The sequence below is a fragment of the Roseiarcus fermentans genome (genome assembly GCF_003315135.1).
Classification (GTDB): Bacteria; Pseudomonadota; Alphaproteobacteria; order Rhizobiales; family Beijerinckiaceae; genus Roseiarcus; species Roseiarcus fermentans.
The window spans coordinates 262,539-274,972 of record NZ_QNRK01000002.1 but is presented as its reverse complement, the minus strand read 5'-3'; the positions used below and the strand labels follow the sequence as shown (position 1 = coordinate 274,972).

Here is a 12,434-nt window from a genome sequence, read left to right as displayed (position 1 = left end):
GCGTCCTTATTCCGCCGCCTGCCGCGCCGGCGCCTGCGCGGCCAGCCACCGGTCCGCCTCGAGCGCCGCCATGCAGCCCATCCCCGCCGCAGTCACCGCCTGCCGGAACACGTCGTCGGCGACGTCGCCGGCCGCGAACAGTCCCGCGACGCTCGTCGCGGTCGACCCGGGCGTGGTCTTCACATAGCCGTTGGGCTTGAGCTCGACCTGCCCGCGCACGAGCTCGGTCGCCGGCGCATGGCCGATCGCGACGAACACGCCGTCGGTCGCGAGGTCCTCGACCGCGCCGGTGGCGACGTTCCTGAGCCGGACGTGGGTCACGCCGCGCGGCTCCTCCTGTCCCAGAACGTCGTCGACGACGCTCATCCAGCGCACCGTGACGTTCGGCCGCGCGAGCAGCCGCTCGATCATGACCTTCTCGGCGCGGAACCCGTCGCGACGGTGGACGACGGTGACGGCAGCCGCGATGTGCGAGAGGTAGAGCGCCTCCTCGACCGCCGAATTGCCGCCGCCGACCACGATCACCGACTTGCCGCGGAAGAAGAAGCCGTCGCAGGTCGCGCAGGCCGAGACGCCGAAGCCGCGGAACGTCTGTTCGCTCGGCAGGTCGAGCCAGCGCGCCTTGGCGCCGGTGGCGAGGATCACGGCGTCGGCCAGAATGGTCCGGCCGCTGTCGCAGCGGATCGTGAACGGGCGGCTCCCGAGATCGAGCGCGACCACGGTTTCGCCTTCGATCCGCGCGCCGACGTGCTCGGCCTGGGCGCGCATCTGCTCCATCAGCCACGGCCCCTGGATCGGCTCGGCGAAGCCCGGATAGTTCTCCACATCGGTGGTGATCATCAGCTGGCCGCCGGCCTCGTATCCCGACAGCAGGAGCGGTTCGAGCATGGCGCGGGCGGCGTAGATCGCCGCGGTGTAGCCGGCCGGTCCCGACCCGACGATGACCACGCGCTCGCGCCGGGGGTGATGAGAAGACATGGCGATCCCCTGGAAAAATTCCCGCCGGCGCCGGTTCCCGTGCAGGCCGTTGGTTTCACGCCCTTATATGGGGGGCGCGATTGCGCTACAACGGGCAGGCGAGCGAAAGCGCGGCCGGTCGCGCCCATTCGCCCGTGAAAGAGGGGTATGACCATGCTTGTCCTGAGAGCCGCCGCGCCGTCGCCGTTCGCGCGCAAGGTGCGGATCGCCGCCGCCGTGCTGGAGCTCGACGACCGGATCGAGGTCGTGCCGGCCGACACGAACGATCCGGCCGATTCACTGCGGACGGAGAATCCGCTGGGGAAAATTCCGGCGCTCGTGCTCGAAGGCGGCGCCGTCGTGTACGACAGCGCGGTGATCGTCGAATATCTCGACACCCTCGCAGGCGGCGGCAAGATCATTCCGGCGGGCGGCCCGAAGCGTTTCTGCTCGCTGACCCAGCAGGCGCTGGCGGACGGCATCATGGAAGCCGCCGTGCTCATCCGCTACGAATCGGTATGGCGCGAGCCCGACAAGCGCTCCGACAAGTGGATCGCCTACCAGCAGGACAAGATCGCCCGCGGCCTGTCGGCCTTCGAGTCGGCGCTGCCGGAAGAGCTCAGCGACATCGGCACGATCGCGCTCGCCTGCGCGCTCGGCTATCTCGACCTGCGGTTCGAGGGGGCGTGGCGCGCCCGCCATCCCGGCCTCGTCGCCTGGCTCGACCTGTTCGCCGCGGCGACGCCGAGCTTCGAGGAGACCCGGTTCAGGGGGTGAAGCGCAGCGTTGAAGATCGTCATCGCGCCGGACTCGTTCAAGGAAAGCCTCACCGCGGTCGAGGTCGCGCAGGCCATCTGCGCGGGCTTTCGCGCCGTCTTTCCCGACGCCGACTATGTCCTCCTGCCGGTCGCCGACGGCGGCGAGGGCACGGTCGACGCGCTGGTCGCGGCGACGGGCGGGCGTCGCGTCGGGCTGCGGGTCGCTGGCCCGCTCGGGGATGAAGTCGAGGCTTTTTACGGCGTCGCCGGCGACGGCGCGGCGGTGATCGAAATGGCCGCGGCCGCGGGGCTCGAACGCGTTCCGCCGGGCAGGCGCAACCCGCTTCTGACCACCACCTTCGGCGTCGGCCAGCTGATCCGGGCCGCGCTCGACGATGGCCGGCGCCGTTTCATCGTCGGCGTCGGCGGCAGCGCCACCAATGACGGCGGCGCCGGCATGCTGCAGGCGCTCGGCGTCCGGTTTCTCGACGCGAGCGGCGGCGAACTCGCCCGCGGCGGCGGGGCGCTCGAAACCCTCGCGCGAATCGACGTGTCCGGGCTCGATCCCCGCATCTCGGAGTCCACGATCGAGGTTGCCTGCGACGTCGACAATCCGCTCGTCGGCCCACGCGGCGCGTCGGCGATCTTCGGGCCGCAGAAGGGCGCGACGCCGGAAATGGTCCGGGTTCTCGACGCCAACCTCGCCCGCTACGCCGCGGCGATCGAGCGCACGCTCGGCGTATCGGTCGCCGACATGCCCGGCGCGGGCGCCGCGGGGGGCTTGGGCGCGGCCCTGCACGCGTTCTTGGGCGCGCGCCTGCGCTCCGGGACCGAGATCGTGTTGGCCGCGGTGGGGATGGACCGGATCGTCGCGGACGCCGATCTCGTCGTCACCGGCGAGGGGCGCATCGACGGCCAGACCGTCCACGGCAAGACGCCGATCGGCGTCGCCGCCGCGGCCAGCCGGCGCGGCAAACCGGTGATCGCCATCGCCGGCAGCCTCGGCCCGGGGTTCGAGGCCGTCCACGAGCACGGGATCGCGGCCGTGTTCAGCGTGCTCGAGCGGCCGTGCACGCTGGCGGAAGCGCTCGCCGACGCCGCGGGCAACCTTCGCCGCACCGCGCGCAACGTCGCCGCGACGCTGAAGATCGGCGGGTTCTGACCGCTTCGGTGTAGGCGCGGCCGCTGGCCGGGCGCCGCGCGCAGCGAGCGCGGCTACAGAAGCGCCGGCGGCGGACTACCGTTTTCTGCAAGCGACCGGGATCACGCCGCGACCGGGATCAGGAACCCGGCGAAGAAGGCGGCCAACTCCGCGTGGGCGTCGAGCGGCAGCACGTGCGCGACGTACTGGTCCGGCCGCACCACGACGAGGGCGCCGCGCTCGCGATCGACGCCGCGCAGGTCGAAAATGTCGACGCCCGACTTGAAATGCGGGCAGAACATCTTCTCGTAGTCGGTGAGCCCGAGCGGGCCCTTCGCCGGCCGCAGCGGCGCCGGCATCGCCCTGAGGTCGAGGTCGCGATGGCCCTGCTGGAACACCGCGCGCAGATCGAACATCGCGTCGATGTCGCGGCCCCGCGGGGTGAAGCGCGGCGCGAGCGTTTCGGCCACGAATTCGCAGAAATCCCGGATTTTCGAGCCCCGCGCCGCTGGATCGCCGCGGTCGGCGAAGGCGATCAGGCGGAAGCGGCCGTCTGCCTCCATCGTCTCGATCAGTTCGATCGCCTTGGCGTCGGCGAGCCGCACGACCGGCGCCGAGTGGAAGCGCGTCCCGATCTCGAAGCCCTTCGCCAGCGCCTGATGCTCGGTCCCGCCGGTCAGGGCGGATCGCGCATAGCGCGTCGCAACGCCCGCCGTGTAGCGGCCGTGCCGGACGAAATAGGCCTGCAACTCGGCCGGGTCGACGCCGTGCGGAACCGCCGGCGATTTCAGCGGCGCCGCCATCATCGCCGCCCATTCGCGGTCGAAGTCGATCAGGGTCTGGGCGATCGCGCGCCGCTCGGCCGAATAGGTCGAAAGCAGGGCCGCGGGCGCGCGCCCGTCGAGCACGGCGGCGAGCTTCCAGCCCAGATTGAACGCGTCCATGACCGAGACGTTGAGGCCCTGGCCGGCCTTGGCGCTGTGGGTATGGCAGGCGTCGCCCATGATGAAGACCCGCGGGTCGCGCGCCCCTTGCGTGGGCGACGCGTCGTCGAAATGATCGGTGATGCGCTGGCCGACCTCGTAGACCGACCACCAGGACACCGATTTCGCCTCGAACGTGTAAGGCCTGAAGATGCGCTCGGCGGCGCGCACGATGTCGTCGAGGCCGATCGCGCGGTCGGTGACGCGCTCGTTGCCGGCGAGTTTGTCCATCTCCACGTAGATGCGCAGCATGTAGCCGCCCTCGCGCGGGATGACGAGAACGTTGCCCTCGCGCTCCGACTGGATGACGCACTTCTTGCGGATGTCGGGAAAGTCGGTGACGGCGAGCACGTCCATCACGCCCCAGGCCTGATTGGCGGCGTCGCCGACCAGCCGGAAACCGAGCGCCTCGCGCACGGACGAGCGCGCGCCGTCGGCGCCGACCACGTAGCGCGCCCGGACCGTCTCGATCTCGCCTTCATGCGCGTCGTCGAGCCGTTCGATGCGCGCGGTCACGGCGTCGGCGCCGATCTCGAGGCCGGCGAAGCGGCGATGGTAGTTGGGGATGAGCCGGTTCGGCGCGCGCGCCATGATGTCGAGGAAGAACTGGTGCACCCGCGCCTGGTTGATGATCACGTGCGGATAGGGCGCGAGCCCGTCCTCGACGTCCTGAATGAGGCCCGAGCGCACGATCTCGCCCGGCCGCTCCGCGCTCGGCTTCCAGAACGCCGTCTCGTTGACCCAGTAGGCCTCGCGCTCGACGCGCTCGCGCATGGCAAAGGCCTGGAACATCTCCATCGACCGGCAGGCGATGCCGTCGGCCTGGCCGAACATGAGCGGGCCGTCCTTCTGCTCGACGATGCGGGTCCTGATCGCGGGAAAGCGGGAAAGCTGGGCGGCGAGCGTCAGGCCGGCGGGGCCGCAGCCGACGATCAGCACGTCGACCTCGTCCGGCAGCGCGTCCGTGTCGGCGAGCATGGCCGGATCGGGATTGGGCGGGAGGAGTTCGGGATCGCCGGTGCGGAAGGCGTCGAGATAGAACTGCAAGGGCGTGTCCTTCCTGGGCGGCGAGTCTCGACCGGCCTTGGCGCCGGCATATAGGCAGTATACTTATAATCAGTATGCTGTCAAACTGTCGGAGAACGTGGCGAGGGAACGGGATGAATCACACCATCGGACCGACCCAAAAACCGGGCTTCCTGGCGCGACGCTTCCAGCAGATCGCCGTCGCGGTTTTTCACGCCGAGGTCGCGGCGGCGGGTTTCGACCTCACCCCAGTGCAATATTCGGTTCTGACGGCGCTCGTCGCGCACCCCGGCGTCGATCAGGCGACGCTCGCCGGGCTGATCGCCTTCGATCGCACGACGATCGGCGGCGTGGTCGACCGGCTGGCGCAACGGGGATTCGTGAGCCGGCGCGCGCATCCGTCGGACCGGCGGGCGCGGGCGCTGGAGATCACCGCCGAGGGGGCGGACCTGGTCGCGCGCATAGAGCCTGCGGTTCAACGGGCGCAGCGCGTCATGCTGAGCGGGCTCGACACAGGCGAAGCGGCCGAGTTCATGCGCCTCCTGGCGAAGGCGGTGGACGGCTGCAACGACCTCAGCCGCGCGCCGATGCTGGCGATGGGGGAGGAGGCGGCCCGCTCGTGAGGCGCCGACCGGAGCAGGCTGAGGCCGGGAGGGCGGCCGGCGGCGAGCGGGCCAACGGCCCGACGCCGCGGCGCCGGGCCGGTGGCGGGTCAGAACTTGTAGTTCAGACCGGCGCGCAGCAGGCTCAGGTCGACCGGCGCGCGGGTCGAATACAGGGCCGAGCCGAAGAAAGTGGTGCTCGACAGCGGCAGGTAGAGGTATTCGGCCTTGGCGGTGATGTTGTTGGTGAAGGCGTATTCGACGCCGGCGCCGATCGCGCCGCCGCTGATCCACTGGCTCTGCGAGCCGCCCCAGCCGGCGAGCGGGGTCGAGAAGCTGGCGTTGGCGTTGACGCCGGCGTAGCCGCCGGTGACGTAGAGCAGCGCGCGGTCCATGGCGAAGCCGGCGCGGGCTCTCAGCGTCAGCGTCTGGTTGACGTTCATCTGGTTGGAGCTGAAGGTGAAATACTGGGTGTGGCCGACGTTGGCCCAGTCCCAGTCGCCTTCGGCGCCGATCACGAACTGGTTGATCTGATAGTTGGCGCCCACCGTGCCGCCGAACGTCCAGCCCGACAGGTTGCCGAACGAGCCGTTGCTGGTGGCGCCCCAGCCGCCGCCGCCGTTGACGCCGAAATAGACGCCGGTCCAGGTGAACGCCGGCGCGTAGACCGGGGCCGAGTAATTGTAGGGCTGACGCGGCGGAAGATCGGCCGCGAGCGCGGCGCTCGCCACTCCGGCGAGCAGCGCGCCGATCAGGACTCTGGTCATTGTGGTCTCCTCGAACACCAAGAAACATCCCCGCCGGTCGGCTGACACCGTTCCCGGTCGTGCTCCAACGGTAAGCATTAGGGATAACGATTCCTGTAACGGCCCGCTCGGATTTGGCTAACTTTTCCAAGGGAGTTCAGCCGCAGCGCCGTGGCAAACGTATTCATATGGAAATGGAAATGAAGTCTTTGCGTTTCTATTGCTAATGGTTCATTACTCGGAGACGATCACGGTTAATCAGCGCCGGTACGCCGTCTCTTGATGGTTAAGACGGTGTTAAACGTGAGTATCGGCGCCGTCCACGAGCCGGCGGAGGGGCTGGCGCGCCCGCCGGCCGCGCAACGACGGCTTTCCCGCGCCTCCCGCGCGGCGGATCAGTCGGCGGTCGGCAGGCGGCGCATGACGAATTCGATCTCGTCGTCGGCGAGTTCCCGCCACGATTCGATCTCGGTCATGTAGGCAGCCTTGGGGAAGCGCTCGAACCATTCGCGCGCCTTGGCGCGCGCCTCCGCCCGCGGCAGCCGAAAGGTCTCGCGCCGCCACGCGCTGTCGATCGCGGCGACGCGCGCCTCGCGCCGGCTGGCCGAGCGCCGCGCCACGTCGCCCGGTGTTCTGGTCTCCATCGCCATTGGCCGGCCCTTTCGCGCTCGACGTTAGCGCGGAATCCGGCGCGTGGGGAGTCGCGAATCGGCGGCCCGACGATCGGGCCGGTCCCTGAAGCGCAACAGCTTCGCCGGCAGCCGGCCGTCGATGAAGGCGAGGCCGGCCGCGATCAGGGCGTAGCCGAGGAATTGCCGCGCCGCCAGGCGCTCGCCCAGGATCAGCGCGCCGAGCGCGACCGACACGGCCGGGATCAGCAGCGTCGCCAGTTGCACGTTGGTCGCGCCCGCCCCGGCCAGGATGCGGAAATAGACGATGTAGGCGAGCGCGGTCGACAGCGACGCGATCGCCAGCACCGAAGCGATGGTCGCCGCGCCCGGCATGGGCAGGGTCCATGGGCGGTTCCAGACGAGGGCGCAGGGCGCGAGCCACAGCGCCGCGGCGGTCGCCTGTCCGGCAGCGACGTCGATCGGCTTCAGGCCGAGACCGGGCATGCGCCGGGCGAAAATCGCCCCGAGCGCATAGCTCAGCGCAGCGGCGAGCACGGCGAGTTCGGCCCAAAGGTCGACGCCGGCGCCGGCGAGCAGGTTCGGGCCGACGAGGGCGGCGACGCCCGCGAAGCCGAGCAGCGCGCCCACGAGCTTGAGGCCGCTGAGTTTTTCGTTGCTGGTCAGGAAGTGGGCCGCGACCACGGTGAACAGCGGCGTCGCCGCGTTCAAAATCGAGGCGAGGCCGCTCGGCAGATGGGTCTGGCCCCAGGCGATCAGCGAGAAGGGCAGGGCGTTGTTGACGAAGCCGAGAACCAGCAGCGCCGACGCCGCCGCGACGCTGCGGGGCGGCCCGATCCCGAGCATCGGCGCGAGCGCCCAGAGCAGGGCCGCAGCCAGCCCGACCCGCAAGGCCACGAGCGTGAGCGGCGGCAGTTCCTTCACCGCGACGCCGACGAACAGGAACGACCCGCCCCAGAGCGCCGAAAGCAAGGCGAGCAGGCCCCATTCGCGCGCGGTCATCGGACGTTGAGGGGCCGCGCCCATGGCAATCCTGACGATTCTTTTCGATTCGGCGCTTCTACCCCCATTGCCCGCGCCGCGTCCGCCCGATTCCTGCGCGGGCTGCGGCGCCTCCCGTGGTCGCGCGTCCGGCGGCGGGACGCCGCCGCTCGCGGGGCGCGCGGCTCGAAGGCGACGCCCTTACGGCCGCGCGACGCGGGGGAACCGGGCCATCGCTTCGAGATCGTCGAGGTCGACGCCGTTGCGGATGTAGGCGCGCGACGCGTCGCGGAACGGCTGGAAATCCCACGCCCGGACGGCGCCGGTCGCGAGCGCGGCGTCGACGAGACGGCGCCGGCGCTGGCTCGCCCGCACCTCGGCGTCGAGCGCGTCGAGCCGCCAGCGGCGGGAAACCTCCTCCCGGAAGGCGGCGACGGTCTTGGCGTGGGCGGATGCGGCGGCGAGGTTGTCGCGCTCGCCGGGATCGGCGCCGAGGTCGTAGAGCTGGTCGGGATCGGGCGGCGAGTGAATGAACTTCAACCGGCCGCGGCGGATCATCACGATCGGCGCGATCGCGCCTTCGGCCAGGTACTCGCCGATCGCCTCGTCATGGCCGGCGCGGCCGGCGCAATGCGGCGTCAGGCTGCGGCCATCGATTCGGTCCGCGAGCGCGGCTGCGTCGCCGCCCGAGAGGTCGACGAGCGTGGGCAAAAGGTCGACGAGCGAGACGGCGGCGGCGACGCGCCGCGGCGCGAAGCGGCCGGGGGCGGCCATGACCAGCGGCACGCGCGCCGCGCCCTCGAAGAAGTTCATCTTGTACCAGAGCCCGCGCTCGCCCAGCATTTCCCCGTGATCGCTGGTCAGGACGACGATCGTGTTCTCGGCCATCCCGGCCGCTCGCAGCGCGGCCGTCAGCCGGCCGACGTGATCGTCGACGTAAGCGATCGCGCCGAGGTAGGCGCGCCGGGCGGCGCGAACCTGGGCCTCCGTCACCGGCTCGGCGTCCATGGCGCAGACATGACGCAAGCGGCGCGCGTGCGGATCGAGGGCCGCCGCGGTCGGGTCCGGCAGGGCGATGTCTTCGTCGCGGTGCAAATCCCAATAGCGCTGCGGCACGGCGAACGGGTCGTGCGGATGGGTGAAGGAGGCGACCAGCAGAAACGGCCGCCGGTCCTTCGCCCGCGCGATATCGTAGATTGCCCGCTCCGAGGCGAAGGCGACCTCGTCGTCGAAGTCGAGCTGATTGGTGCGCACGCACACGCCGGCCTCGGCGACCGAGCTCATGTTGTGATACCAGCTCGGCCGCGCGTCGGGACGGTCCCAGTCGGGCGTCCAGCCGTAATCGGCGGGATAGATGTCGGTGGTCAGCCGCGCCTCGAACCCGTGCAACTGATCGGGTCCGCAGAAGTGCATCTTGCCGGCGAGGATCGTCCGGTAGCCGCGGAGCCTGAGACAATGGGCGAAGGTCGGGATGTCGGACGCGAACTCGGCGGCGTTGTCGTAGACCCGGGTGCGCGAGGGCAGGAGGCCGGTCATGAAAGACGCCCGCGACGGCGAACAGAGCGGGCTCGCGCAATAGGCGCCGTCGAACACGACGCCGTCGCGGGCGAGCGCGCTCATGTGCGGGGCGCGCGTGACGCCGTCGCCATGGAACGGCAGGAACGCCGGCGCCATCTGGTCGGCCATGACGAGGAGGATGTTCGGCGCGGCGGCGGTCATCGGTCGCTCCATCGGAAGGCGGCCTTGGCTATGCGGCCTCCGCAACCGGGTCAAGCGCGGAGACAAGGTTGATGCGCCGGGAAGGCCCGGCTAGGGAAGCAGCATGTCGATGAGCCGTTTTCGATCGTTCTTCCGGCGCGCGTACCGGCTGCGTCCGCTCGAGCCGCAGGCGCACGACCACATCGCGCAGCTTCGAGTCGAGGGCCGCAACGAGGCCCGGAACCTGCTGCTGCCCTATTCGATCGGCCTCGGTTACTTCGCCCTTCCCGCAGGCGCCGGCGGCCTCGTCATCGAGACCGCGGATTTTTCGGTCGAGCGGCTGGACGCGTTGACCTCGCTCTGGGCGCGCCTGCGCCTCGCCCTGCTGTTCAAGAAAAAGAAATCCCTCGTCTTTCCGGATTTTTCGGTGTTCTGCTACGGCCCGAAGCCCGAACGCAAGCGCTTCACCACCTTCAATCAACACATGTTCAACATCGGCGTTTCGCTCGACGGCGACCTGATCGCGGCTCATCCGGAACTCCTCGACGGCTGGGACGACGAGACGGCGCCGCGGGGCGCCCGGGGCGGGCCGACCGTCGGCAATCCGCTCGCGATCGTCGTTCATCTCTATTACGAGGAGACATGGGGCGATATCGGCGGGGTCCTGCGGCGCCTCTCCGTTCCGTTCGACCTGATCGTCACCACAACGCCGGGGCGCGAACGGCTCGTCGAGTCGATCCGCCGCGAGTTCCCGCGCGCCGAGATCGAGGTGATGGACAATCGCGGCCGGGACGTGCGCCCGTTCCTGACGCTGCTCGAGCGCGGCAGGCTCGACCGCTACCGATACGTTTGCAAGCTCCACGGCAAGAAATCCACCGACGGCGGGCGCAAGTCCTACATGGGCTCGCTCTGGCGGCGGCGGCTGTTGTTCGATCTGCTCGCCGCCCCCGGGCTCGCGCAATCGATTCTCGACCTGTTCGAGCGGGACCCGTCGATCGGCATGGTGGGCCCGGGGGCCTTCCGGTTGCCGAGCCGGACCTATTCCGAGGCGCTGTCCTGGTCGACCAACAGGGAGCGGGTGCTGGAGCTGGCGGAGAGAATGGGCGTGCCGAGGGACCGCTTCCGTCTCGATTTCTTCGGCGGGACCATGTTCTGGGTGCGTCCGGAAGCGCTCGCGCCGCTGAGGTCGCTGGCCCTTTCGGCTGAGTTTCCGGAAGAGAAGGGCCTCCTCGACGGCGGGCTCGAGCATGCGACCGAGCGCTTGTTCGGCGCCGCCGTCGTGGCGGCGGGCTATCGGCTCGCCGACAGCGACGGTTACAGCGCCGCGATCGCGGGGTCGGGCGGCGCACCGACCGACGAGCGACGGACGGGCCTCGGGTGAGGATACCCCGCTCAGCGGGCTCGCGTGTTGGCGCGGGCGATGAGCGCTGTCGTGCTGTGTCCCTGTTCGATGGGCACCAGCAGCACGCGGCCGCCATAGGACGCGACCAGATCCGCGCCGACCACGGTCTCGATCGTATAGTCCGCGCCCTTGATGAGGAAGTCCGGCCGCAGTAGCTCGATCAGGCCGAGCGGCGTGTCGTCGTCGAAGAGCGTCACGAGATCGACGCTGTCGACCGCCGCCATCACCACGCTGCGCGCGTGTTCGTTCTGCACGGGGCGCGAGTCGCCTTTGAGCTTGCGAACCGAGGCGTCGGTGTTGAGCGCCACGACCAGGCGGTCGCAGGCGGCCCGCGAGCGCTTCAGAAGCTCGACGTGCCCGGGGTGAAGCAGATCGAAACAGCCGTTGGTGAATCCCACCTTGAGGCCATGGGCCCTCCAATCCGCGACGATTTCCTGGGCGGCTTCGCCGTCGACGATTTTCGGGTCGCCTTCGGAGCCGCCGCCGAGCGCCGTCGCGAGTTCGCGCGCCCGCACCGCCGCCGTCCCGCGCTTGCCGACGGCGATTCCGGCGGCGGCGTTTCCGATGCGGGCGGACGTCATGATCGAGGCGCCGACGGAGAGCGCCAGCGCCAGCGCGGCCACCACCGTGTCGCCCGCTCCGGACACGTCGAACACTTCCAGCGCATGGGTAGGAACGTGCACGACGGATCCTTCCGGATCGGTCGGGTGATAGATGGTCATGCCCTCAGCGCCGCGCGTGAGCACCACCGCGTCGATTTTCGCCCGCTCGTGCAGGATCTTCGCGGCGATTTCGGCGTGATGATCGTCCACGCACTCGACGCCGGTGATCATGGCCGCCTCCGTGGCGTTCGGAGTCATGACCGTCGCTCCCGCGAAGCGCGTGACGTCGCGGGTCTTGGTGTCGACCACGACGGGGATGCCGTGCGTGCGGGCGATGTCGATGATTCGGCGTACGAGGACGGGAATCAGCACGCCCTTCGTATAGTCCGAGAGAACGATCGCCGAAATCTCGCCGGCGACTTCCGTCAGCCACTCGCAGATCATGTCGATGTCGTGCGGGCCGAGATGGAGCCGGCGCTCGATATCGAGCCGCAGGAGCTGGTGGCCGCCCGAAACGTAGCGAACCTTTGTGGTCGTCGGATGGCCCGCCGCCCGAACGAAGCGCCCGACGATTCCGTCGCCGTCGACGAGCGGTCCTGCGATCAGGTCGCCCTCAGCGTCGTCGCCGACCGCTCCGACGAGAATGGCCTTGCCGCCCAGCGCGACGACGTTTCTCGCGACATTCGCCGCGCCGCCCAGCATCGCCGTCTCGGACTGGCGATGGAGGATCGGAATCGGCGCTTCCGGCGAGATCCGATCGACGTGGCCGTACACGAATTTGTCGAGCATCACGTCGCCCAAGACAAACACGCTGGATCCGCGCCACCTCGATACCCAGGACGGGTTTGTAACCTGCATGACGTTCAATGGTTCACCGCAACAGCTGATAACAACCCTGCGGCCGCGTCT

The 12,434-nt window shown here is 69.8% G+C and carries 11 protein-coding genes; 4 read left to right on the top strand and 7 right to left on the bottom strand.

All coding sequences use genetic code 11. The features are described 5' to 3' along the window. Positions 1-6: 6 nt before the first annotated feature. The gene (trxB, locus tag DFR50_RS02995; protein WP_113887698.1) at positions 7-978 is read right to left on the bottom strand and encodes a thioredoxin-disulfide reductase; all 972 of its coding nucleotides are present in this window, start codon (positions 976-978) and stop codon (positions 7-9) included. 153 nt (positions 979-1,131) lie between these two features. On the opposite strand from trxB, the gene DFR50_RS02990 reads away from it, so the two are divergent. Further along, positions 1,132-1,734 (top strand): glutathione S-transferase, encoded by a 603-nt coding sequence (locus DFR50_RS02990; RefSeq protein WP_113887756.1) that lies wholly within the window; start codon positions 1,132-1,134, stop codon positions 1,732-1,734. 9 nt (positions 1,735-1,743) lie between these two features. Further along, positions 1,744-2,877, top strand: a complete 1,134-nt coding sequence (locus DFR50_RS02985) for a glycerate kinase (RefSeq protein ID WP_113887697.1) — start codon at positions 1,744-1,746, stop codon at positions 2,875-2,877. A gap of 101 nt (positions 2,878-2,978) precedes the next feature. Here the strand turns inward: DFR50_RS02985 and DFR50_RS02980 are convergent, their stop codons facing one another. Next, positions 2,979-4,886 carry an FAD-dependent monooxygenase gene (locus DFR50_RS02980; protein ID WP_113887696.1) on the bottom strand — a complete coding sequence of 636 codons (1,908 nt, stop codon included), beginning with the start codon at positions 4,884-4,886 and terminating at the stop codon, positions 2,979-2,981. Between the two features lie 113 nt (positions 4,887-4,999). On the opposite strand from DFR50_RS02980, the gene DFR50_RS02975 reads away from it, so the two are divergent. Continuing rightward, positions 5,000-5,488, top strand: a complete 489-nt coding sequence (locus tag DFR50_RS02975; RefSeq protein ID WP_113887695.1) for a MarR family winged helix-turn-helix transcriptional regulator — start codon at positions 5,000-5,002, stop codon at positions 5,486-5,488. 89 nt (positions 5,489-5,577) lie between these two features. Here the strand turns inward: DFR50_RS02975 and DFR50_RS02970 are convergent, their stop codons facing one another. The 4 genes from DFR50_RS02970 to betC all read right to left on the bottom strand — a co-directional run bounded on the left by DFR50_RS02970 (position 5,578) and on the right by betC (position 9,542). Beyond that, on the bottom strand, positions 5,578-6,234 hold the full coding sequence (locus DFR50_RS02970) for an outer membrane protein (RefSeq protein ID WP_170153027.1): 657 nt from the start codon (positions 6,232-6,234) through the stop codon (positions 5,578-5,580). A gap of 374 nt (positions 6,235-6,608) precedes the next feature. Continuing rightward, complete coding sequence (locus DFR50_RS02965; protein WP_113887693.1) at positions 6,609-6,863, bottom strand: hypothetical protein; 255 nt, start codon at positions 6,861-6,863, stop codon at positions 6,609-6,611. Between the two features lie 24 nt (positions 6,864-6,887). Beyond that, positions 6,888-7,844 (bottom strand): DMT family transporter, encoded by a 957-nt coding sequence (locus DFR50_RS02960; protein WP_113887755.1) that lies wholly within the window; start codon positions 7,842-7,844, stop codon positions 6,888-6,890. A 180-nt stretch (positions 7,845-8,024) separates the two neighbouring features. Continuing rightward, positions 8,025-9,542: a choline-sulfatase gene (gene betC / locus DFR50_RS02955; RefSeq protein WP_113887754.1), complete on the bottom strand. Its 1,518-nt coding sequence runs from the start codon at positions 9,540-9,542 to the stop codon at positions 8,025-8,027. A gap of 109 nt (positions 9,543-9,651) precedes the next feature. Between betC and DFR50_RS02950 the strand changes: the two genes are divergently transcribed. Next, the gene (locus DFR50_RS02950) at positions 9,652-10,902 is read left to right on the top strand and encodes a rhamnan synthesis F family protein (RefSeq protein ID WP_170153026.1); all 1,251 of its coding nucleotides are present in this window, start codon (positions 9,652-9,654) and stop codon (positions 10,900-10,902) included. An 11-nt stretch (positions 10,903-10,913) separates the two neighbouring features. Here DFR50_RS02950 and rfaE2 read toward each other — a convergent pair whose 3' ends face one another. After that, on the bottom strand, positions 10,914-12,335 hold the full coding sequence (gene rfaE2 / locus DFR50_RS02945; protein WP_245427270.1) for a D-glycero-beta-D-manno-heptose 1-phosphate adenylyltransferase: 1,422 nt from the start codon (positions 12,333-12,335) through the stop codon (positions 10,914-10,916). Positions 12,336-12,434: the final 99 nt, after the last annotated feature.

Bases quoted from the DNA above. Each gene is read 5' to 3' on its own strand.
- DFR50_RS02990 (WP_113887756.1), top strand. From the start codon at position 1,132: ATGCTTGTCCTGAGAGCCGCCGCGCCGTCGCCGTTCGCGCGCAAGGTG.
- trxB (WP_113887698.1), bottom strand. From the start codon at position 978: ATGTCTTCTCATCACCCCCGGCGCGAGCGCGTGGTCATCGTCGGGTCG.
- DFR50_RS02960 (WP_113887755.1), bottom strand. From the start codon at position 7,844: ATGACCGCGCGCGAATGGGGCCTGCTCGCCTTGCTTTCGGCGCTCTGG.
- DFR50_RS02950 (WP_170153026.1), top strand. From the start codon at position 9,652: ATGAGCCGTTTTCGATCGTTCTTCCGGCGCGCGTACCGGCTGCGTCCG.
- DFR50_RS02970 (WP_170153027.1), bottom strand. From the start codon at position 6,234: ATGACCAGAGTCCTGATCGGCGCGCTGCTCGCCGGAGTGGCGAGCGCC.
- betC (WP_113887754.1), bottom strand. From the start codon at position 9,542: ATGACCGCCGCCGCGCCGAACATCCTCCTCGTCATGGCCGACCAGATG.
- DFR50_RS02965 (WP_113887693.1), bottom strand. From the start codon at position 6,863: ATGGCGATGGAGACCAGAACACCGGGCGACGTGGCGCGGCGCTCGGCC.
- DFR50_RS02975 (WP_113887695.1), top strand. From the start codon at position 5,000: ATGAATCACACCATCGGACCGACCCAAAAACCGGGCTTCCTGGCGCGA.